This window comes from Escherichia sp. KS167_9B, from assembly GCF_030295215.1.
GTDB lineage: Bacteria > Pseudomonadota > Gammaproteobacteria > Enterobacterales > Enterobacteriaceae > Escherichia > Escherichia coli_F.
In genome coordinates, this window is sequence record NZ_AP025754.1 from 2193193 (window position 1) to 2214955 (window position 21763).

The window sequence follows — 21763 nt, forward strand, 5'->3', positions numbered from 1 at the left end:
GCAATTACTGGCGCTGGAGCGACTTCAGCGTCAGATACCCACTCCACACCCGCGTAAAGGTCGTCATCCAGCACAACGCACCAAATACCCACGCAAACCACGGAAAATAAGCTGGCAAGAGGCAACTCAGAACAAACAGCAAAATCGTCTCGCTGCCTTCGGTTAACCCGCCCAGATAATAAAACGATTTATGCGCATAACCGGGATTATCAATCTGATGTTTCGCCGCCAGCGCAGCAAATGCGAGAAAACTGCTGCCCGTGCCGATAAACGCAAACAGCAGCCAGCCGCCTGCCAGCGCGTTTTGCTCCGGTGCGGCGAGGATAAACCCAAAAGGCACCAGTGCGTAAAAAAGAAAATCGAGAGAAATATCGAGAAAGCCACCCGCGTCGGTAAGTCCTCTTCGCCGCGCCAACGCGCCGTCCAGACCATCAAGCAGCCTGTTCAACAAAATGACGATTAGCGCCGCCAGATACCAGCCCAGCGCCAGAAACGGCAGTGCCAGCACGCCGATGGCAAATCCCACTAATGTTAAACCATCTGGCGTAATGCCGGGTTTATCCAGCACCTTCACACACTGATGCAACAAAGGTTTAATTCGGGGATGAAGATGGCGGTCTAACACAGGCACTCCTTAAATATAAAGCCTTTCTGATTGAGCAACAGTGCGGATATTATGGCATTTTTCGCTTATCTGCCCGTGTGTAATTTATGAATATGATTGAAGTTGTTGCCGCCATCATCGAACGTGATGGCAAAATTTTACTCGCTCAACACCCCGCCCATAGCGATCAGGCGGGATTATGGGAGTTTGCCGGTGGTAAAGTCGAGCCGGATGAAAGCCAGCGGCAGGCGCTGGTGCGTGAGTTACGCGAAGAATTGGGCATCGAAGCAACTGTGGGTGAGTATGTTGCCAGCCATCAGCGAGAAGTGTCGGGGCGGATTATCCATCTTCATGCCTGGCACGTACCCCACTTCCACGGGACGTTACAGGCACATGAACATCAGGCGCTGGTCTGGTGCTCACCTGAAGAGGCGCTGCAATATCCGCTGGCCCCTGCTGACATTCCACTATTAAAGGCGTTTATGGCTTTACGCGCCGCCAGACCAGCGGATTAGTGCTAAGAGTTTTGTCATCCCGCTGGCATTGCAGCAGTATTCCTTCGGCTTTAATTACCGCCCCTTCAGAATAGTTTTGATCCTGATAGACGCAGCACTGAGTACAGGGCTGCGCTGACTGCCCGCCTGAACTGAATACTTCAGGCGGTACGTTTACCTCCACGTCCGGACGATAATGCGGGTTAGCCAGTGCAATGAATGGAAATGCCAATGCTAGGGCGAACAATGCTCGACTCACAGGGAACTCCTTAACGTTTTTGTCTCTGCTACTGATAACGGTAGCCTGGCGGCAAAACTTTAGCGTCTGAGTTATCGCTTTTGGTTATGAGATTTCTCCCGTTATTAATTTGCTTTCGTGAGTCATTTTTTTCTTGCTTACCGTCACATTCTTGATGGTATAGTCGAAAACTGCAAAAGCACATGACATAAACAACATAAGCATAATCGTATTAATATATAAGGGTTTTATATCTATGGATCAGACATATTCTCTGGAGTCATTCCTCAACCATGTCCAAAAGCGCGACCCGAATCAAACCGAGTTCGCGCAAGCCGTTCGTGAAGTAATGACCACACTCTGGCCTTTTCTTGAACAAAATCCAAAATATCGTCAGATGTCATTACTGGAGCGTCTGGTTGAACCGGAGCGCGTGATCCAGTTTCGCGTGGTATGGGTTGACGATCGCAACCAGGTACAGGTCAACCGTGCATGGCGCGTTCAGTTCAGCTCCGCCATCGGCCCGTACAAAGGCGGTATGCGTTTCCATCCGTCAGTTAACCTCTCCATTCTCAAATTTCTCGGCTTCGAGCAAACCTTCAAAAATGCCCTGACTACCCTGCCGATGGGCGGTGGTAAAGGTGGCAGCGATTTCGATCCGAAAGGAAAAAGCGAAGGTGAAGTGATGCGTTTTTGCCAGGCCCTGATGACTGAACTGTATCGCCACCTGGGCGCGGATACCGACGTTCCGGCAGGTGATATCGGCGTTGGTGGTCGTGAAGTCGGCTTTATGGCGGGGATGATGAAAAAGCTCTCCAACAATACCGCCTGCGTCTTCACCGGTAAGGGGCTTTCTTTTGGCGGCAGTCTTATTCGCCCGGAAGCAACCGGCTACGGTCTGGTTTATTTCACAGAAGCAATGCTAAAACGCCACGGTATGGGTTTTGAAGGGATGCGCGTTTCCGTTTCTGGCTCCGGCAACGTCGCCCAGTACGCTATCGAAAAAGCGATGGAATTTGGTGCCCGTGTGATTACTGCGTCAGACTCCAGTGGCACTGTCGTTGATGAAAGCGGATTCACTAAAGAGAAACTGGCACGTCTTATCGAAATCAAAGCTAGCCGCGATGGTCGAGTGGCAGATTACGCCAAAGAATTTGGCCTGGTCTATCTCGAAGGCCAACAGCCGTGGTCTGTACCGGTTGATATCGCCCTGCCTTGCGCCACCCAGAACGAACTGGATGTAGACGCCGCGCATCAGCTTATCGCCAATGGCGTTAAAGCCGTCGCCGAAGGGGCAAATATGCCGACCACCATCGAAGCGACTGAACTGTTCCAGCAGGCAGGCGTACTGTTTGCACCGGGTAAAGCGGCTAATGCTGGTGGCGTAGCTACATCCGGCCTGGAAATGGCGCAAAACGCTGCGCGCCTGGGCTGGAAAGCCGAGAAAGTTGACGCACGTTTGCATCACATCATGCTGGATATCCACCATGCCTGTGTTGAGCATGGTGGTGAAGGTGAGCAAACCAACTACGTGCAGGGCGCGAACATTGCCGGTTTTGTGAAGGTTGCCGATGCGATGCTGGCGCAGGGTGTGATTTAAGTCATTAGCGCCGTTTCAGGCGTTTATGCCAGATGCGGCGTGAACGCCTTATCTGGCCTACGAAAACTGACTGCATCAGAGCATTACATTATCACTCCACTGCCCGCCTCTGCTGCTGGCGGGCTTTTTTTCGCTGCTCGCTTACGGGGTGAAGTCTTTTTATTTCCTTCTCCGCCATCTGGAGCCACTATGCCGCGAAACTGCCGCACCGGCGTACGTTTGGCCTGATCAATCAACTGATACAGCGTCCCCACCAACGGTTGCATAAAGTCCTGATAGCGGCACTGCTTTTCGCTGATTTGCGTCAGCACCGATTCCCAGTGCGCGGTCATGTCCGGTCGCGTAGCCATTTCTGGCAGTGAATGGAATAACGCTTTTCCGGCGTCGGTGGAGTGGATATAGCGCCCTTTTTTGGTCAGAAAGCCACGCTTGAACAACAGTTCAATAATCCCGGCACGGGTTGCTTCTGTCCCCAGACCATCGGTGGCACGAAGGATCTTTTTCAGATCTTTGTCCTGCACAAAGCGCGCGATCCCGGTCATCGCCGAAAGCAGTGTTGCATCGGTAAAATGGCGCGGCGGCTGGGTTTGCCGCTCTACCACTTCACCTTTTTCACACAGCAACTCATCGCCTTTCGCCACCACAGGCAGTGGCGTGCCGTCGTTTTCTTCATCGCGCTCTTTGCTGCCTAACAGTGTGCGCCAGCCTGTTTCAGCAAGAAAACGGGCTTTAGCGACAAATTTGCCTTTGGCTATTTCCAGTTCGATAACACACTTGCGGAACACCGCGTCCGGACAGAACTGCATCAAATACTGACGAGCAATCAGGTTATAGACCTTCGCCTCGTTTTCCGTCAGGTTGATGGCAGAACTCCTCGCGGTCGGGATGATGGCGTGGTGCGCATCGACCTTTTTGTCATCCCAACAGCGGTTGCGTATATCTGGATCTACCACTGGTTGCGGCAACAGATCCGGCGCATGGACGCCGATAGCATTCATCACCGCGTGGCGTCCGGCAAAATGCTCTTCTGGCAGATAGCGACAATCGGAACGCGGATAAGTGATTAGCTTGTGCGTTTCGTACAACTTCTGGCAGATATCAAGCACGTTCTGCGCACTCAGACCAAAGCGTTTAGCCGCTTCAATCTGCAACGCCGAAAGCGAAAACGGCAGCGGTGCGGATTCTGATTCCCGTTTATCGTTATAGCTGGTGACAATAGCCGGTTGGCCGCTGATGCGGTTGACCACATGCTCCGCCAGCGGACGATGTAACAAGCGCCCTTCTTCATCCTGGTACGGTTCACACGCTTCGCTCGGTTGCCAGATAGCGGTAAACCGCTCATCGGCAGGTGTCACGATATGCGCTTTGACTTCAAAGAAGTCTTTCGCCACGAAGTTTTCAATTTCTTCATCGCGGCGCACCACCAGCCCGAGCACGGGCGTCTGCACGCGGCCCACGGAAAGCACGCCCTGATAACCCGCATTACGACCGAGAATGGTGTACGCGCGGGTCATATTGATGCCGTATAACCAGTCGGCTCGTGCTCGCGCCAGCGCAGAAACGCACAGTGGTACAAACTCGCTATTGGAGCGAAGACGATCGATCGCCCGCTCAACCGCCTGCGGGTTCAGGTCGTTTATCAAACAACGCTGTACCTGCTGGCGCTTTTCTGGTGCCAGTTGCAGGTAGTCCAGCACTTCATCTACCAGCAATTGCCCTTCACGGTCCGGGTCACCGGCGTGAACGATTTCGCTGGCTTCATGCAGAAAGCGTTTGATGACGTTAAGTTGTTTGGTCACGGAGGGTCGTGGCTGTAATTGCCACTTTTCCGGGACAATGGGGAGATCGGCTAGGTTCCAGCGCGCATAGCGACTGTCGTAGGCGTCTGGCTGCGCCTGCTCAAGCAGGTGACCGATACACCAGGTCACCACCTGGCCATTACCGCACTCGATAAAGCCATCGCCTTTCCGGTGCGGTTTGGGCAGGACATCAGCAATGGCGCGCGCCAGACTCGGTTTTTCGGCAATAAACAACCGCATTGAATTAACGGATCTCAACCATGGCACGACCGCCGCGCGCTGGCACCAGTTCGCCAATCGCCGTCAGTTCAATGCCAAACTCGGCGGCTGTAGCTTTGACCTCATTTTCTGCTTCCGGCATGACCGCCAGCAGCAGACCGCCAGAAGTTTGCGGATCGCACAGCAGATCGCGCACTTCACGCGGCATTTCACCCATCAGATGCCCATAGCTGGCAAAGTTACGTTCGGTGCCGCCAGGCACTGCGCCCAACTTAATGTACTCTTCAACCCCCGGCAGTTTCGGGATCGCTTCATAGTCGACTCGCGCCTGCACACCAGCACCCTGACACATTTCGCTCAAATGCCCCAGCAGACCAAAACCAGTCACGTCAGTCATCGCTTTTACGCCTTCGATGTTGGCAAAGGACGCGCCTGCGATGTTCATCCGGCACATCACTTCCGTCGCTAGTCCCTGATGTTCTGGTTTCAGCAGTGATTTTTTCTCAGCCGTAGTAAGAACGCCAATTCCCAGCGGTTTCGTCAGGAACAGTTTGCATCCGGCTTGTGCAGTACTGTTTTTCTTCACCCGCTCGGTCGGTACGATCCCCGTTACCGCCAGACCAAAAATCGGCTCCGGCGCATCGATGGAGTGACCGCCAGCCAGCGCAATACCCGCCTGACGGCATGCATAGCGTCCACCTTCGGTTACTTCGCGGGCAATTTCAGGGGAAAGTTTGTTAATAGGCCAGCCGAGAATCGCAATCGCCATAATCGGTTTGCCACCCATCGCGAAGATATCGCTGATGGCGTTAGTCGCCGCAATGCGGCCAAAATCGAAAGGATTATCAACGATCGGCATAAAGAAGTCGGTGGTACTGATAACGCTGGTGCCATTGCCCAGATCGTACACCGCCGCATCGTCGCGGGTTTCATTACCCACAAGCAAATTCGGATCAACAAACTTCGCCTGCTCACTGTGCAGGATGGTTTCCAACACTTTTGGGGAAATTTTACAGCCGCAACCTGCACCGTGGCTGTATTGGGTCAAACGAATCGAGTTCTCGCTCATGGACATCTCCTGTCAATGCAATCCGGGTATGGTAACCCTCATTCCATGAAGTGATAAGTGAGAGTGTCTGAATTCCTGCGCCTTTGCTCACAATCCAGACAGTTTCGCGACAATTATCAGAAATAAGTCACAAACGGCGTCGGGTCCGGAACGTTTATCGACGTAGATGCTTTCAACTGCGGCGTACCAAGGTAGAGAAAACCGACAATTTTATCCTGCTCACGGCAACCGAATGCTTCACGCACTACCGGACTTTCAGTTAATGCGCCACTGCGCCAGATGCCGCCAAACCCCTGGGCAACTGCTGCCATTTGCATCGCCATGACCGCACATCCCGCAGACATTTCCTGTTCCCAGCGCGGGACTTTATGATTTTCTTCGCATTTTGCCACCACCGTTATGATGAGCGGTGCGCGGAACGGCGCATTACGCGCTTTGTCGATAGCTTTGTCATCACTACCGGCAGCAATCGCCCCCTGTTCCAATAATGCGCTGAAACGCTCGCGTCCTTCCCCTTCAATCACAAAAAAATGCCACGGTTGCATGGACTTATGGTCCGGGGCACGCATACCCGCTCGCAGTATGTTTTGCAGTTGTTCACCCGTTGGCGCAGGTTCAGCCAGGCGGGAGGCGCTACGGCGATTGATCAATAGTTCGAGTGCATCCATTTGATTAACTCCTGTCATGATATTTATTCACAAAATTAACACGAGAGTGGATTTTGTTACAGCACAGTCCGCAATTCCTGCTGACAAGTGCCGGTTGGGTCATTACGATAACCACATCTATTGCGCCTGTGACAGGTGTGACCTTTAGTTGGGAGAATACATGCGAACCCTTTGGCGATTTATTGCCGGATTTTTTAAATGGACGTGGCGTCTGCTGAATTTCGTCCGTGAAATGGTACTTAACCTGTTCTTTATTTTTCTCGTACTGGTTGGTGTGGGGATTTGGATGCAGGTCAGTGGTGGTGATTCGAAAGAAACGGCCAGTCGTGGCGCGCTGCTGCTGGACATATCTGGTGTAATCGTCGATAAACCCGACAGTTCTCAGCGGTTTAGTAAGCTAAGCCGCCAGCTGCTTGGTGCCAGTTCCGATCGTCTGCAGGAAAACTCACTGTTTGATATCGTCAACACCATTCGCCAGGCGAAGGACGACCGCAATATCACCGGTATCGTGATGGATCTGAAAAACTTCGCAGGCGGCGACCAGCCGTCTATGCAGTACATCGGCAAAGCCCTGAAAGAGTTTCGTGACAGCGGGAAACCAGTTTATGCCATAGGCGAGAACTACAGCCAGGGGCAATATTATCTCGCCAGTTTCGCCAACAAAATTTGGCTATCTCCACAAGGCGTGGTGGATCTGCACGGTTTTGCTACCAACGGCCTGTACTACAAATCGTTGCTGGATAAGCTGAAAGTTTCCACCCATGTGTTCCGCGTGGGTACGTATAAATCTGCCGTTGAACCGTTTATTCGTGATGATATGTCACCGGCAGCCCGCGAAGCTGACAGCCGCTGGATCGGTGAGCTGTGGCAAAACTATCTGAATACTGTTGCCGCTAACCGGCAGATCCCTGCTCAGCAGGTATTCCCTGGTGCGCAAGGGTTGCTTAAGGGTTTAACCAAAACCGGTGGCGATACCGCGAAATATGCGCTGGAAAACAAGCTGGTCGATGCACTGGCATCAAGTGCCGAAATCGAAAAAGCTCTGACCAAAGAGTTCGGCTGGAGTAAGACTGATAAAAATTATCGCGCCATCAGTTATTACGATTACGCATTGAAAACGCCGGCAGATACCGGTGACAGTATCGGTGTCGTCTTCGCTAATGGCGCAATTATGGATGGCGAGGAAACTCAGGGGAATGTTGGCGGTGATACCACTGCGGCACAAATCCGCGACGCTCGCCTTGACCCGAAAGTGAAAGCGATTGTTCTGCGTGTTAATAGCCCTGGCGGCAGCGTTACCGCCTCTGAAGTGATTCGCGCTGAACTGGCAGCAGCCAGGGCAGCGGGTAAGCCGGTGGTTGTATCGATGGGCGGCATGGCGGCATCTGGTGGTTACTGGATTTCCACGCCAGCTAATTACATTGTGGCTAACCCCAGCACCCTGACCGGTTCTATCGGTATCTTCGGCGTGATCACTACCGTAGAAAATAGTTTGGATTCGATTGGTGTTCATACCGATGGCGTCTCAACTTCACCGCTAGCGGATGTTTCTATCACCAAGGCACTGCCGCCGGAAGCGCAGCAGATGATGCAGTTAAGCATTGAGAATGGCTATAAACGCTTTATCACGCTGGTTGCTGATGCGCGTCATTCGACGCCGGAGCAGATTGATAAAATCGCCCAGGGCCACGTCTGGACCGGTCAGGATGCAAAAGCTAACGGGCTGGTCGATAGTCTCGGGGATTTCGATGATGCGGTTGCCAAAGCGGCAGAGCTGGCAAAAGTGAAACAGTGGCATCTGGAATACTACGTTGATGAACCGACCTTCTTCGACAAAGTGATGGACAATATGTCTGGTTCTGTCCGGGCAATGTTGCCAGATGCGTTCCAGGCCATGTTACCTGCACCGCTGGCCTCGGTAGCCTCTACCGTTAAAAGTGAAAGCGACAAGCTGGCAGCGTTTAACGACCCACAAAACCGTTATGCGTTTTGCCTGACCTGCGCCAACGTGCGTTAAATCCTGCAAAAATGTGGCCGATATGCTGTCGGCCACACTCCTGAATCGGACTGTCTTTCACTCCCTCTCTCCACTACATTCCCTTGCTCATTTAGCATCTGATATGGAGTCATCAGTGAATAAGGCCCCCTCTTTAATTGCCGCTATCGTCCTCGGACTGGGGATTAGCGCCTGTGGTTATTTTGTTGGCGATGGTGTTAAACATTTGAAAACCAATAACCGTTATGTAAATGTGCGTGGGCTTTCTGAAAAAGAAGTTCGCGCAGATACGGCAGAATTAACAATTGCGATTAACTTTAAGGGTAATATTCCCGGCGAACTGTTCCCGAAACTGGAAGACGCGCAGAAAAAAATTGTTGCCGAACTCAATGCTCAGGGGATTAACGAGAAAGAGATAACCCTGGGCCAATGGACAAGCAAGCGAACAGATTCCTTTTATCTGAAAGATGATCCCACAATGCCACGCTATAACGCAGACGGGTCAGTGACGATAAAAACCCATAATGTTGCTGCTGTCGAAAAAGTCGTCGCGAAATTAAACGAACTGCAAGTCGCTACGGAGGGCGCTATCGCTGAGAGCAAAGTCGCCTATCGCTTTAATGGTATTGGCGCACTGCGCGCTGAGATGATTGCCGCCGCCACCAAAGATGCACGCAACGCAGCATTACAATTTGCAACGGACTCAGGTAGCCAGGTGGGGTCAATTAGCGATGCCTCACAAGGCGTGTTCCAGATCTTCGCCAGTGGCAGTGATGAAGATGATCCTACGGCGATTAATAAAACGGTACGCGTAGTCACCACCGTAACCTATGCGTTGCAGGATTAACCACTTTTCTCCGGCGGGACACTAATCCCTCCGTTCTGCCGGACTTTTCTCATATCCACAGAGTATCCAGGTGCGCTCGCTGCCCCTCACGTATATACTTTTGCTCTTTCGATATCATTCATATCAATATCATGCAAAAGAAATCAATTTACGTCGCCTACACGGGCGGGACCATCGGGATGCAGCGTTCCGAGCAGGGTTATATTCCGGTGTCAGGTCATCTACAACGCCAACTGGCGCTGATGCCGGAATTCCATCGCCCGGAGATGCCAGATTTCACCATTCATGAATATACGCCGCTGATGGACTCTTCAGATATGACGCCAGAAGACTGGCAGCATATTGCTGAAGATATTAAAGCGCATTATGACGACTATGATGGTTTTGTCATTCTGCACGGCACCGACACGATGGCGTATACCGCCTCTGCGCTGTCGTTCATGCTCGAGAATCTCGGTAAACCGGTCATTGTGACAGGGTCACAAATCCCGCTGGCTGAGTTACGCTCTGACGGACAAATTAATCTGCTGAATGCGTTGTACGTTGCGGCGAATTATCCTATCAACGAAGTAACTCTCTTTTTTAATAATCGACTTTATCGTGGCAACCGTACCACCAAAGCCCATGCCGATGGTTTTGATGCGTTTGCCTCTCCAAACCTTCCTCCGTTACTGGAAGCAGGTATCCATATTCGTCGTTTGAATACGCCACCCGCCCCGCACGGTGAAGGGGAATTGATCGTTCATCCAATCACCCCACAACCAATTGGCGTAGTGACGATTTATCCAGGGATTTCTGCTGACGTCGTGCGCAATTTTCTGCGCCAACCGGTGAAAGCATTGATTCTGCGCTCATATGGCGTGGGTAATGCGCCACAAAACAAAGCCTTCCTGCAAGAATTACAAGAAGCCAGCGATCGCGGAATTGTGGTAGTCAACCTGACACAATGTATGTCCGGTAAAGTGAACATGGGGGGTTATGCCACCGGTAACGCCCTCGCCCATGCCGGCGTTATTGGCGGTGCAGATATGACTGTAGAAGCCACGCTAACCAAACTGCATTACCTGCTTAGCCAGGAACTGGATACTGAAACCATTCGCAAGGCCATGAGCCAAAACCTGCGCGGCGAACTGACGCCGGATGATTAAGGAGACTGCAATGCCCCCTCGCGCCCTGTTACTGGTCGATTTACAAAATGATTTCTGTGCTGGTGGCGCGCTCGCCGTGCCGGAAGGTGACAGTACGGTGGATGTCGCTAACCGCCTGATTGACTGGTGCCAGTCACGCGGTGAAGCGGTTATCGCCAGTCAAGACTGGCACCCGGCGAATCACGGCAGTTTTGCCAGTCAGCACGGTGTAGAGCCTTATACGCCAGGCCAAATCGACGGTTTGCCACAAACCTTCTGGCCAGATCACTGTGTGCAGAACAGTGAAGGCGCACAATTACATCCGTTACTGAACCAAAAAGCGATCGCAGCGGTGTTCCATAAAGGCGAAAATCCTTTAGTTGACAGTTACAGTGCCTTTTTTGATAACGGCCGTCGGCAGAAAACCACGCTCGATGACTGGTTACGCGATCATGAAATCGATGAATTGATCATTATGGGCCTGGCTACTGACTATTGCGTGAAGTTTACCGTGCTGGACGCGTTACAGTTAGGTTATAAGGTTAATGTGATTACCGATGGTTGTCGTGGCGTGAATATCCAGCCACAGGACAGTGCGCACGCGTTTATGGAGATGTCAGCAGCTGGGGCAACGCTATATACGCTTGCAGACTGGGAAGAGACGCAGGAGTAATATTAGTTGGATTCATCTCTGGCCTACATTTCCTCAATGACATTGTAGGCCAGATAATACTTGTCAGTGTTGCATTTAACCTACTTGCAGCTAAAACACGACGTCCGAACAAGTCTATTTGCCCTCCCTTAATAACAGGCTTAAATACTAGACAACTCATTCACTTAAACATGGCAATAGGCTTTGCTGAGATACCAAAATCTTCTTTTAACTGTTGTTTGCTCTTCATAACCATCTGACCATGTGTGTCAATTGTCATATGCTGTGCTTCGGTATTATGGCGGGCTTGCCACAGCATCACCAGCTGTAGGCAGTTCTCTTTTTGTTCCTCGGTCAGCGCAACGCCATCGGGCCATTTCCCCAGCTCAACGGCAGTCGACAAACGCTGGTATACATCAGGCGTCATGCTGTTGATAATGTCATCAAGATTCATAATTTTTCCGCTCCTGTGGAATAAGTTGCTGAATCGTTTTTTCAACCGTTGATTTCTTCGCCGTTTTCGCCATCGGTAAAGCGTAAAGAGGCTGAGTTAACACAATAACGTTCACCCGTTGGCTGCGGCCCGTCGGGGAAGACATGCCCCAGATGGGCATCACAGTTACCGCAACGAATTTCTATGCGCTGCATTCCATGTGACAAGTCTTTGATATAACGAATGGATTCTTCACTCACCGGTTCGTAGAAACTGGGCCAGCCACAGCCGGAATCATACTTGGTTTGGGAATGAAACAGCGGGGCATCGCAGATCAAACAGTGATATACGCCGTCACGCTTGTTATGCAGTAAACGACCCGTAAATGGCGGCTCTGTCCCATGATTCTGCGTCACGTAGAACTGCATCTCGGACAAATTTTTTTTCAGTTCTTCTGCCGAAGGTTTATTAGCCATTTGCTCACATCTCACTTTAATCGTGCTCACATTACGCGACTGATTCTAACAAAACATTAACACCAACTGGCAAAATTTTGTCCTAAACTTGATCTCGACGAAATAGCTGCACCTAAATCGTGATGAAAATCACATTTTTATCGTAATTGCCCTTTAAAATTCGGGGCGCCGACCCCATGTGGTCTCAAGCCCAAAGGAAGAGTGAGGCGAGTCAGTCGCATAATGCTTAGGCACAGGATTGATTTGTCGCAATGATTGACACGATTCCGCTTGACGCTGCGTAAGGTTTTTGTAATTTTACAGGCAACCTTTTATTCACTAACAAATAGCTGGTGGAATATATGACTATCAAAGTAGGTATCAACGGTTTTGGCCGTATCGGTCGCATTGTTTTCCGTGCTGCTCAGAAACGTTCTGACATCGAGATCGTTGCAATCAACGACCTGTTAGACGCTGATTACATGGCATACATGCTGAAATATGACTCCACTCACGGCCGTTTCGACGGTACCGTTGAAGTGAAAGACGGTCATCTGATCGTTAACGGTAAAAAAATCCGTGTTACCGCTGAACGTGATCCGGCTAACCTGAAATGGGACGAAGTTGGTGTTGACGTTGTCGCTGAAGCAACTGGTCTGTTCCTGACTGACGAAACTGCTCGTAAACACATCACCGCTGGTGCGAAAAAAGTGGTTATGACTGGTCCGTCTAAAGACAACACTCCGATGTTCGTTAAAGGCGCTAACTTCGACAAATATGCTGGTCAGGACATCGTTTCTAACGCTTCCTGCACCACCAACTGCCTGGCTCCGCTGGCTAAAGTTATCAATGATAACTTCGGCATCATCGAAGGTCTGATGACCACCGTTCACGCTACTACCGCTACTCAGAAAACCGTTGACGGCCCGTCTCACAAAGACTGGCGCGGCGGCCGTGGTGCTTCCCAGAACATCATCCCGTCCTCTACCGGTGCTGCTAAAGCTGTAGGTAAAGTACTGCCAGAACTGAATGGCAAACTGACTGGTATGGCGTTCCGCGTTCCGACCCCGAACGTATCCGTAGTTGACCTGACCGTTCGTCTGGAAAAAGCTGCAACTTACGAGCAGATCAAAGCTGCCGTTAAAGCTGCTGCTGAAGGCGAAATGAAAGGCGTTCTGGGCTACACCGAAGATGACGTAGTATCTACCGATTTCAACGGCGAAGTTTGCACTTCCGTGTTCGATGCTAAAGCGGGTATCGCTCTGAACGACAACTTCGTGAAACTGGTATCCTGGTACGACAACGAAACCGGTTACTCCAACAAAGTTCTGGACCTGATCGCTCACATCTCCAAATAAGTTGAGATGACACTGTGATCTAAAAAGAGCGACTTCGGTCGCTCTTTTTTTTACCTGATAAAATGAAGTTAAAGGACTGCGTCATGATTAAGAAAATTTTTGCCCTTCCGGTCATCGAACAAATCTCCCCTGTCCTCTCCCGTCGTAAACTGGATGAACTGGACCTCATTGTGGTCGATCATCCCCAGGTAAAAGCCTCTTTTGCATTACAGGGCGCACACCTTCTCTCGTGGAAACCTGCGGGTGAAGAAGAAGTTCTGTGGTTGAGTAACAACACACCGTTCAAAAATGGCGTCGCCATTCGCGGTGGCATACCGGTTTGCTGGCCGTGGTTTGGTCCGGCTGCACAACAAGGTCTGCCTGCGCACGGTTTTGCCCGCAACCTGCCGTGGACGCTGAAATCACATCGTGAAGATGCTGATGGTGTAGCGCTGACTTTTGAATTGACACAAAGCGAAGAGACGAAAAAATTCTGGCCGCACGACTTTACGCTGTTAGCGCATTTCCACGTGGGTAAAACCTGTGAAATCGATCTTGAAGCACACGGCGAATTTGAAACTACCTCTGCTCTGCATACCTACTTTAACGTGGGTGATATCGCTAAGGTAAGCGTCAGTGGACTAGGCGATCGCTTCATTGATAAAGTAAATGACGCGAAAGAAGATGTACTGACCGACGGTATTCAGACCTTCCCTGACCGTACCGATCGCGTGTATCTGAATCCGCAAGATTGCAGCGTAATTAATGACGAAGCGCTGAATCGTATTATCGCCGTAGGCCACCAGCATCATCTGAACGTTGTAGGCTGGAACCCAGGACCGGCGCTTTCAGTTAGCATGGGCGATATGCCGGATGATGGCTACAAGACCTTTGTTTGTGTAGAAACGGCATACGCTTCAGAAACGCAAAAAGTCACCAAAGAGAAACCTGCACATCTGGCGCAATCCATTCGCGTTGCGAAACGTTAATTTGCGTTAATATTGTGTGCCGGGTGCGATGCATCCGGCACGTATCAACATCACACCATATCCAGCGCAGTTTTTCCTTTTGGTGCCGGATACGCTTTATCCAGCATAACTAATTCCGCTGACGAAAGTTCAACCTCAAGCACAGCCGCATTTTGTTGGACATGTGCGACAGTTGCCGCTTTTGGAATCGCCATCACACCCTGATGGCTGATTACCCACGCCAACAATACTTGTGCCGCACTGATATTGTGAGCATGTGCAATTTCGTTGACTACCGCATTTTTTAACAGTCCATTGCGCAACCGCCCGGCCTGGGCTAATGGACTGTAAGCCATCACCGGCATCTGCTGTTTCTGGCACCAGGGAAGTAGATCGTACTCAATCCCTCGTGAACCGAGATGGTAAAGCACCTGATTAGTGGCACACTGATTTCCCCCCGGCAGCTGCCAGAGTTCCTGCATATCGGCATAATCAAGGTTAGAAACGCCCCAGCGGCGGATTTTTCCCTGGGCGATCAATTTTTCCATCGCTGCGACAGTCTCTTCGAGAGCGAAACTGCCAGACCAGTGTAATAGGTAGAGATCGAGATAATCAGTATTGAGACGGCGTAAACTGGCTTCGCATGCATTTATCGCTTTTTGCCCGCCAGCATTCCACGGATAGACTTTAGAGACGAGAAAGACGTTCTCACGCAGACCGGTTAATGCTTCCCCAACCACCTTTTCGGCACCACCATCGGCATACATTTCGGCGGTATCAATGAGGGTTAAACCGAGTTCAATGCCCGCGCGTAGTGCAGCAACTTCTGTTTTACGCTGACTGGCATCTTCGCCCATATACCATGTTCCCTGCCCTATGGCTGGCAGTGAGACATCGCCACTAAATTGAATCATTTTTTGTTGCATTGTTTCCTCCCAGGTATTGCACCACCGTAATGCAAAACAGGGCATTACGCCCTGTTTTTATGCACAAAATGCCCTGGAAAGATGCATTATCAGAATTTGTAGGTGATCCCGGTAGAAATCAGGCCAGTCCAGGATTTATCCACCATTGGGCTGTCAGTAACTTCATCAGACAGACGAGTGTAGCGTGCGGTGCCGTAAACACTCCAGTCGCCGAGGAAGTTGTAGCTGGCACTTAGCTCCAGGTAAGGGTTCCAGCTGTCATTCGGGTTATAGCCACGCAGACCGCTGCGCGCAGACTCTTTACGCGATACGCCATAATAGTATTCGTTCTGGTTTTCGCTGTTCCACTGCACACCAATACCCGGAGTCACGGTCAGGCCACCGTTGGTGTAACGATACAACCAGGCCATATCCCAGACGATGCCGTTGCTGTTATCCAGGGTATCGCCAGCCAGGGTGGTACGCAGGTAACCGTACTGGGTAAAGTGAGCATAAGACAGACCAGCCATCATGGTGCTCTTACGGTCATCCAGGTGACGCATTTGGTGATCGCCACTGTCTTTAGCTTTGAAGTAAAGCGGCGACCAGTAAGCGGTAATTGAAAGTTTATCCGTTGCGTCATTCCACAGGTAGTAACCACCACCTAAGCCACGGAACCAGAAGTTATCGCCTTCATAGTTGATTACCGGTACTGGGTAAACATCGGTATCGTAATCTTTATATGGGTGTTCAACGACACCTACGCCTGCGCCCAGGGAAAATTTACCTTCAGCGTGCGCTACGCCTGCAGACGTTGCGATAAGCACTCCAAGTGCCAGAAGTTTGAGTTTGGTCACAATTAATCATTCCTTAAACAAATGTTTAGCGGGCGACAAAGTTTACCCGTCAATACATCGAAACCCAACCTTTTTACGTTTTCATTTTTTAAAGTAACTGTTTAATTTTCCTGACGCAGATGACACCACGCTTACAGCCAAATGAATTACGCGTTACTGGCGACCCTGGTCTTTACATTAATTATGCAAATTTTATGGATGAGTTGTTGATATGCCATTGAAATTAAGAAAGCCGTGCAGGCAAGTTTTCCATTTGCCATCTACGCTTAATTTTGAAGGTGTATCACCGGGCACGTTGTTCTCATCGTCGATAAAATGGCATGAGAGTTGCTGTGTTTTAGCAAGAGACGTCGTTCAGTTTACCTCTTCCGGGAGCCTCTACTATTCATATGAACGGCTCTTAACCTGTGCTAAAAAACGAAAGGACGGCATACCATGAATATATTCGATCACTATCGCCAGCGATATGAAGCTGCCAAGGACGAAGAGTTCACACTGCAGGAGTTTCTTACCACTTGTCGGCAAGATCGCAGTGCTTATGCCAACGCGGCTGAGCGGCTATTGATGGCTATCGGTGAGCCTGTCATGGTCGATACAGCCCAGGAACCCAGACTTTCTCGACTCTTTTCTAACCGGGTCATTGCACGTTACCCAGCCTTTGAAGAGTTTTACGGCATGGAAGACGCGATTGAACAGATTGTCTCTTATCTGAAACACGCGGCTCAGGGGCTGGAGGAGAAGAAACAAATCCTGTATCTGCTGGGGCCTGTGGGTGGGGGTAAATCATCGCTTGCTGAGCGACTGAAATCATTAATGCAGCTCGTGCCGATCTATGTATTAAGCGCTAACGGTGAGCGGAGCCCGGTCAACGATCATCCGTTCTGTCTTTTCAATCCGCAAGAAGATGCGCAGATTCTGGAAAAAGAGTATGGCATTCCTCGACGCTATCTTGGCACCATCATGTCGCCGTGGGCAGCAAAACGCCTGCATGAATTTGGTGGCGATATTACTAAGTTCCGGGTGGTAAAGGTCTGGCCGTCAATTCTGCAACAAATTGCTATCGCCAAAACGGAACCTGGCGATGAGAACAACCAGGACATCTCAGCGCTGGTAGGGAAAGTCGATATCCGTAAACTCGAACACTACGCGCAGAACGATCCGGACGCCTACGGATATTCCGGTGCACTATGCCGCGCCAACCAGGGGATCATGGAGTTTGTCGAGATGTTTAAAGCCCCGATTAAAGTGCTGCATCCCCTGTTAACCGCCACTCAGGAAGGTAACTACAACGGGACGGAAGGTATCTCCGCCCTGCCGTTTAACGGGATTATTCTCGCCCATTCGAACGAATCCGAATGGGTCACTTTCCGTAATAACAAGAACAACGAAGCCTTCCTCGATCGTGTTTATATCGTGAAGGTGCCATATTGCTTGCGTATTTCCGAAGAGATCAAAATCTACGAGAAATTGCTTAATCACAGTGAACTGACTCACGCCCCCTGCGCACCTGGCACGCTGGAAACGCTGTCTCGTTTTTCCATTCTTTCGCGTCTGAAAGAGCCGGAAAACTCCAGCATTTATTCGAAGATGCGGGTTTATGATGGCGAAAGTCTGAAAGACACCGATCCGAAAGCCAAGTCGTATCAGGAATATCGTGACTACGCAGGCGTTGATGAAGGGATGAACGGTCTGTCCACGCGTTTTGCGTTTAAGATCCTCTCTCGCGTGTTCAACTTCGACCACGTGGAAGTGGCAGCAAACCCTGTTCATCTGTTCTACGTCCTGGAACAGCAGATCGAGCGCGAGCAGTTCCCTCAGGAGCAGGCTGAGCGTTATCTCGAGTTCCTGAAAGGTTACTTGATTCCGAAATATGCCGAGTTTATCGGTAAAGAGATTCAGACTGCGTATCTTGAATCCTATTCTGAATATGGACAAAACATTTTTGACCGTTATGTCACGTATGCAGATTTCTGGATTCAGGATCAGGAGTATCGCGACCCGGATACCGGGCAGCTATTTGACCGCGAATCTCTCAACGCTGAGCTGGAGAAAATTGAGAAACCGGCGGGGATCAGTAATCCAAAAGATTTCCGCAACGAGATTGTCAACTTCGTACTGCGCGCCAGAGCGAATAACAGCGGACGCAATCCGAACTGGACCAGCTATGAAAAACTGCGCACGGTTATTGAGAAGAAAATGTTCTCTAATACCGAGGAGCTGTTGCCGGTTATTTCGTTTAACGCCAAAACGTCAACCGACGAGCAGAAGAAACACGACGATTTTGTCGACCGTATGATGGAAAAAGGCTACACCCGTAAACAGGTGCGTTTACTGTGCGAATGGTATTTGCGCGTACGTAAATCGTCTTAACAACCATGGCCCGGTACGCATGCTACCGGGCCTACAACGACAGCGAACCGTGGGCCAGAGAAGCGGCAACACAGGCGTAGCAAACAGTTGGCAAATGTAGTACGGGGGGCATATGACCTGGTTTATTGACCGGCGTCTGAACGGCAAAAACAAAAGCATGGTGAATCGCCAGCGTTTTTTACGCCGTTATAAAGCGCAAATTAAACAGTCGATCTCCGAGGCCATTAATAAGCGTTCGGTGACTGACGTCGACAGCGGCGAGTCCGTATCCATTCCAACGGAAGATATTAGCGAACCGATGTTTCATCAGGGACGTGGCGGCCTGCGCCACCGCGTTCATCCGGGCAATGACCATTTCGTTCAGAATGACCGCATTGAACGCCCCCAAGGCGGCGGCGGTGGTTCCGGCAGTGGTCAGGGCCAGGCCAGCCAGGATGGTGAAGGTCAGGATGAATTTGTCTTTCAGATTTCGAAAGATGAGTATCTTGATCTGCTCTTTGAAGATTTGGCCTTACCGAATCTGAAACAAAACCAACAACGCCAGCTGACCGAATATAAAACGCATCGGGCGGGTTATACCGCTAACGGCGTTCCTGCCAATATCAGCGTTGTGCGTTCATTGCAGAACTCACTGGCGCGACGCACAGCCATGACGGCGGGCAAGCGGCGGGAACTTCATGCGCTGGAAGAGAATTTGGCCATCATCAGCAACAGTGAGCCTGCGCAACTGCTGGAAGAGGAACGTCTGCGCAAAGAAATTGCAGAATTACGTGCCAAAATTGAACGCGTCCCTTTTATTGACACCTTCGATTTACGTTACAAGAACTACGAAAAACGACCCGATCCCTCCAGCCAGGCAGTGATGTTTTGCCTGATGGACGTTTCGGGTTCAATGGATCAGTCCACTAAAGATATGGCTAAGCGTTTTTATATTCTGCTGTATCTGTTCCTTAGCAGAACGTATAAGAACGTGGAAGTCGTTTACATCCGGCACCATACCCAAGCGAAAGAAGTCGATGAACATGAGTTTTTCTACTCACAGGAAACTGGCGGTACCATTGTTTCCAGCGCCCTGAAACTGATGGATGAGGTGGTGAAAGAGCGTTATAACCCGGCGCAATGGAATATTTACGCGGCACAAGCATCGGACGGCGATAACTGGGCCGATGACTCTCCACTTTGCCATGAAATCCTGGCGAAAAAATTATTGCCCGTTGTTCGTTATTACAGCTATATCGAAATTACCCGTCGCGCTCATCAGACACTGTGGCGAGAATATGAACATCTGCAATCTACTTTCGACAATTTTGCGATGCAGCATATCCGCGACCAGGATGATATTTATCCGGTGTTCCGTGAACTATTTCATAAACAAAATGCAACAACCAAAGACTAAAACTATCAGCCGGGTCATCGTCGCCTGGCTGTTTTTTAGCACACTGTAAATCATCTCATTTATTATATACATTAACTTACAATCGCTTTAAATATAACAGCACAACCTTTACACAATTTAGTTCCAGAAAACAATCATTCGGAAAAATGCTTCGTTCAACACGTATTTACCCGTGTTATTCTTTAATTATTTTGCATCGTTACCGAAAATTGATCTTGGTCAAAACCATATATCTCTGCCATCAATAAAATCCAGCACTCACATTGCTCTCCTTTTTATGGTTTCTATGGGTACACAAAAATTAAAAGCTCAAGGCTTTTTTATTTTCAGCTTATTGCTGACGTTAATTTTATTTTGCATCACCACCTTATATAACGAAAACACGAATGTAAAACTCATTCCACAGATGAATTACCTGATGGTTGTTGTGGCTTTGTTCTTCCTTAACGCCGTCATTTTTCTTTTCATGTTGATGAAATATTTCACTAACAAACAAATTTTACCAACACTCATTTTAAGCCTTGCATTTTTAAGTGGCCTTATCTATTTAGTTGAAACCATTGTAATTATCCATAAACCAATCAACGGCAGTACACTGATCCAGACAAAGTCGAATGATGTTTCTATTTTCTATATTTTCCGCCAACTCAGTTTTATTTGTTTAACCTCGCTGGCGCTCTTTTGTTATGGTAAAGACAACATTCTTAACAACAATAAGAAAAAAACGGGGATCCTGTTACTGACGCTGATCCCTTTTTTAGTATTTCCCCTTCTGGCACACAATCTGAGCAGTTATAACGCTGACTATTCTTTGTATGTCGTCGATTACTGTCCGGACAACCATACTGCGACCTGGGGAATCAACTATACAAAAATATTGGTTTGTCTGTGGGCATTTTTACTGTTCTTTATTATCATGCGTACACGATTAGCCAGCGAACTATGGCCGTTAATAGCATTATTATGTCTGGCATCGCTATGCTGCAACTTACTTCTACTGACTCTGGATGAGTATAATTACACCATCTGGTATATCAGTCGCGGGATTGAAGTTTCCAGTAAACTGTTTGTTGTGTCTTTTCTGATTTATAACATTTTTCAGGAACTGCAACTCTCCAGCAAACTGGCAGTTCATGATGTACTGACCAATATTTATAATCGGCGCTACTTTTTCAACAGCGTAGAGTCATTATTGTCGCGACCTGTTGTTAAGGACTTTTGTGTCATGCTGGTTGATATTAATCAGTTCAAGCGCATCAATGCCCAATGGGGACATCGTGTGGGTGATAAAGTGCTGGTTTCAATTGTCGATATTATCCAGCAAAGCATCCGCCCCGATGATATTTTAGCGCGACTGGAGGGTGAGGTGTTTGGCTTGCTATTTACCGAACTCAATAGTGCCCAGGCAAAAATCATTGCGGAACGTATGCGTAAAAATGTCGAACTCCTGACCGGTTTTAGTAACAGATATGATGTTCCTGAACAAATGACCATCAGTATTGGCACGGTTTTTTCAACGGGTGACACGCGTAATATCTCGCTTGTCATGACGGAAGCAGATAAAGCCTTACGCGAAGCGAAAAGCGAGGGGGGCAACAAAGTGATTATTCATCATATTTAAGTGCAAAAATATTCAGAGCCATGCTTTTTGCGTGGCTTTTGCATACAATTTATTACTATTACCCCTAAATTTCCCCTCCCCAGCGGCGCAGAGATGAGTATAATTAGC

General features: G+C 49.6%; 20 protein-coding genes. 11 read left to right on the forward strand and 9 right to left on the reverse strand.

What is annotated here, in order from left to right; all coding sequences use genetic code 11:
- Positions 1 to 4 precede the first annotated feature (4 nt).
- Entirely contained in the window at positions 5 to 625 is a 621-nt protein-coding gene (locus QUE34_RS11025; protein ID WP_001353164.1) for a CDP-alcohol phosphatidyltransferase family protein, read from the reverse strand.
- Between the two features lie 86 nt (positions 626 to 711).
- Between QUE34_RS11025 and nudG the strand changes: the two genes are divergently transcribed.
- Positions 712 to 1119, forward strand: coding sequence for a CTP pyrophosphohydrolase (gene nudG / locus QUE34_RS11030; RefSeq protein WP_103253640.1), 408 nt, complete (start codon positions 712 to 714; stop codon positions 1117 to 1119).
- Here the strand turns inward: nudG and QUE34_RS11035 are convergent.
- The gene (locus QUE34_RS11035; protein WP_000085223.1) at positions 1085 to 1357 is read right to left on the reverse strand and encodes a YnjH family protein; all 273 of its coding nucleotides are present in this window, start codon (positions 1355 to 1357) and stop codon (positions 1085 to 1087) included. The genes nudG and QUE34_RS11035 overlap by 35 nt on opposite strands.
- Before the next feature lie 235 nt (positions 1358 to 1592).
- On the opposite strand from QUE34_RS11035, the gene gdhA reads away from it, so the two are divergent.
- A complete protein-coding gene (gene gdhA / locus QUE34_RS11040; RefSeq protein WP_000373043.1) occupies positions 1593 to 2936 on the forward strand; it encodes an NADP-specific glutamate dehydrogenase in 1344 nt (447 codons plus the stop codon).
- 83 nt (positions 2937 to 3019) lie between these two features.
- Here the strand turns inward: gdhA and topB are convergent, their stop codons facing one another.
- From topB to QUE34_RS11055, 3 genes are all read right to left on the reverse strand, one after another.
- The gene (gene topB / locus QUE34_RS11045; protein ID WP_032303179.1) at positions 3020 to 4975 is read right to left on the reverse strand and encodes a DNA topoisomerase III; all 1956 of its coding nucleotides are present in this window, start codon (positions 4973 to 4975) and stop codon (positions 3020 to 3022) included.
- A gap of 4 nt (positions 4976 to 4979) precedes the next feature.
- A complete protein-coding gene (selD, locus tag QUE34_RS11050) occupies positions 4980 to 6023 on the reverse strand; it encodes a selenide, water dikinase SelD (RefSeq protein ID WP_001295485.1) in 1044 nt (347 codons plus the stop codon).
- 116 nt (positions 6024 to 6139) lie between these two features.
- Positions 6140 to 6691, reverse strand: a complete 552-nt coding sequence (locus QUE34_RS11055) for an NAD(P)H nitroreductase (RefSeq protein ID WP_000339269.1) — start codon at positions 6689 to 6691, stop codon at positions 6140 to 6142.
- Between the two features lie 160 nt (positions 6692 to 6851).
- Between QUE34_RS11055 and sppA the strand changes: the two genes are divergently transcribed.
- The 4 genes from sppA to pncA all read left to right on the forward strand — a co-directional run bounded on the left by sppA (position 6852) and on the right by pncA (position 11334).
- Complete coding sequence (gene sppA / locus QUE34_RS11060) at positions 6852 to 8708, forward strand: signal peptide peptidase SppA (protein WP_032303180.1); 1857 nt, start codon at positions 6852 to 6854, stop codon at positions 8706 to 8708.
- Between the two features lie 115 nt (positions 8709 to 8823).
- Positions 8824 to 9534, forward strand: a complete 711-nt coding sequence (locus tag QUE34_RS11065) for an SIMPL domain-containing protein (RefSeq protein ID WP_001030438.1) — start codon at positions 8824 to 8826, stop codon at positions 9532 to 9534.
- A 131-nt stretch (positions 9535 to 9665) separates the two neighbouring features.
- Positions 9666 to 10682 (forward strand): asparaginase, encoded by a 1017-nt coding sequence (gene ansA, locus QUE34_RS11070; protein WP_001170162.1) that lies wholly within the window; start codon positions 9666 to 9668, stop codon positions 10680 to 10682.
- Between the two features lie 10 nt (positions 10683 to 10692).
- The gene (pncA, locus tag QUE34_RS11075; RefSeq protein ID WP_032303187.1) at positions 10693 to 11334 is read left to right on the forward strand and encodes a bifunctional nicotinamidase/pyrazinamidase; all 642 of its coding nucleotides are present in this window, start codon (positions 10693 to 10695) and stop codon (positions 11332 to 11334) included.
- 160 nt (positions 11335 to 11494) lie between these two features.
- Here the strand turns inward: pncA and QUE34_RS11080 are convergent, their stop codons facing one another.
- Positions 11495 to 11767, reverse strand: coding sequence for a YeaC family protein (locus tag QUE34_RS11080; RefSeq protein WP_032303188.1), 273 nt, complete (start codon positions 11765 to 11767; stop codon positions 11495 to 11497).
- A 41-nt stretch (positions 11768 to 11808) separates the two neighbouring features.
- Positions 11809 to 12222, reverse strand: a complete 414-nt coding sequence (gene msrB / locus QUE34_RS11085; RefSeq protein WP_001284618.1) for a peptide-methionine (R)-S-oxide reductase MsrB — start codon at positions 12220 to 12222, stop codon at positions 11809 to 11811.
- A 341-nt stretch (positions 12223 to 12563) separates the two neighbouring features.
- On the opposite strand from msrB, the gene gapA reads away from it, so the two are divergent.
- Together gapA and QUE34_RS11095 are read left to right on the forward strand one after the other, a co-directional pair.
- Entirely contained in the window at positions 12564 to 13559 is a 996-nt protein-coding gene (gene gapA, locus QUE34_RS11090; RefSeq protein WP_000153502.1) for a glyceraldehyde-3-phosphate dehydrogenase, read from the forward strand.
- Between the two features lie 83 nt (positions 13560 to 13642).
- The gene (locus QUE34_RS11095) at positions 13643 to 14527 is read left to right on the forward strand and encodes a D-hexose-6-phosphate mutarotase (protein WP_001296124.1); all 885 of its coding nucleotides are present in this window, start codon (positions 13643 to 13645) and stop codon (positions 14525 to 14527) included.
- A gap of 50 nt (positions 14528 to 14577) precedes the next feature.
- Here QUE34_RS11095 and yeaE read toward each other — a convergent pair whose 3' ends face one another.
- The gene (gene yeaE / locus QUE34_RS11100; protein WP_032303189.1) at positions 14578 to 15432 is read right to left on the reverse strand and encodes a methylglyoxal reductase YeaE; all 855 of its coding nucleotides are present in this window, start codon (positions 15430 to 15432) and stop codon (positions 14578 to 14580) included.
- A gap of 89 nt (positions 15433 to 15521) precedes the next feature.
- Positions 15522 to 16268 carry a scaffolding protein MipA gene (gene mipA / locus QUE34_RS11105; protein WP_032303190.1) on the reverse strand — a complete coding sequence of 249 codons (747 nt, stop codon included), beginning with the start codon at positions 16266 to 16268 and terminating at the stop codon, positions 15522 to 15524.
- Between the two features lie 435 nt (positions 16269 to 16703).
- On the opposite strand from mipA, the gene yeaG reads away from it, so the two are divergent.
- The 3 genes from yeaG to QUE34_RS11120 all read left to right on the forward strand — a co-directional run bounded on the left by yeaG (position 16704) and on the right by QUE34_RS11120 (position 21655).
- Entirely contained in the window at positions 16704 to 18638 is a 1935-nt protein-coding gene (yeaG, locus tag QUE34_RS11110; RefSeq protein WP_001019882.1) for a protein kinase YeaG, read from the forward strand.
- A gap of 112 nt (positions 18639 to 18750) precedes the next feature.
- Positions 18751 to 20034 carry a YeaH/YhbH family protein gene (locus tag QUE34_RS11115; protein ID WP_032303191.1) on the forward strand — a complete coding sequence of 428 codons (1284 nt, stop codon included), beginning with the start codon at positions 18751 to 18753 and terminating at the stop codon, positions 20032 to 20034.
- 277 nt (positions 20035 to 20311) lie between these two features.
- Positions 20312 to 21655, forward strand: coding sequence for a sensor domain-containing diguanylate cyclase (locus QUE34_RS11120; RefSeq protein ID WP_123059897.1), 1344 nt, complete (start codon positions 20312 to 20314; stop codon positions 21653 to 21655).
- The last annotated feature ends 108 nt before the right edge of the window (positions 21656 to 21763 follow it).

Coding starts and splice junctions, on each gene's coding strand:
- nudG (WP_103253640.1), top strand. CDS start 712: ATGAATATGATTGAAGTTGTTGCCGCCATCATCGAACGTGATGGCAAA.
- gdhA (WP_000373043.1), top strand. CDS start 1,593: ATGGATCAGACATATTCTCTGGAGTCATTCCTCAACCATGTCCAAAAG.
- topB (WP_032303179.1), bottom strand. CDS start 4,975: ATGCGGTTGTTTATTGCCGAAAAACCGAGTCTGGCGCGCGCCATTGCT.
- selD (WP_001295485.1), bottom strand. CDS start 6,023: ATGAGCGAGAACTCGATTCGTTTGACCCAATACAGCCACGGTGCAGGT.
- QUE34_RS11055 (WP_000339269.1), bottom strand. CDS start 6,691: ATGGATGCACTCGAACTATTGATCAATCGCCGTAGCGCCTCCCGCCTG.
- sppA (WP_032303180.1), top strand. CDS start 6,852: ATGCGAACCCTTTGGCGATTTATTGCCGGATTTTTTAAATGGACGTGG.
- ansA (WP_001170162.1), top strand. CDS start 9,666: ATGCAAAAGAAATCAATTTACGTCGCCTACACGGGCGGGACCATCGGG.
- pncA (WP_032303187.1), top strand. CDS start 10,693: ATGCCCCCTCGCGCCCTGTTACTGGTCGATTTACAAAATGATTTCTGT.
- QUE34_RS11080 (WP_032303188.1), bottom strand. CDS start 11,767: ATGAATCTTGATGACATTATCAACAGCATGACGCCTGATGTATACCAG.
- msrB (WP_001284618.1), bottom strand. CDS start 12,222: ATGGCTAATAAACCTTCGGCAGAAGAACTGAAAAAAAATTTGTCCGAG.
- gapA (WP_000153502.1), top strand. CDS start 12,564: ATGACTATCAAAGTAGGTATCAACGGTTTTGGCCGTATCGGTCGCATT.
- QUE34_RS11095 (WP_001296124.1), top strand. CDS start 13,643: ATGATTAAGAAAATTTTTGCCCTTCCGGTCATCGAACAAATCTCCCCT.
- yeaE (WP_032303189.1), bottom strand. CDS start 15,432: ATGCAACAAAAAATGATTCAATTTAGTGGCGATGTCTCACTGCCAGCC.
- yeaG (WP_001019882.1), top strand. CDS start 16,704: ATGAATATATTCGATCACTATCGCCAGCGATATGAAGCTGCCAAGGAC.
- QUE34_RS11115 (WP_032303191.1), top strand. CDS start 18,751: ATGACCTGGTTTATTGACCGGCGTCTGAACGGCAAAAACAAAAGCATG.
- QUE34_RS11120 (WP_123059897.1), top strand. CDS start 20,312: ATGGTTTCTATGGGTACACAAAAATTAAAAGCTCAAGGCTTTTTTATT.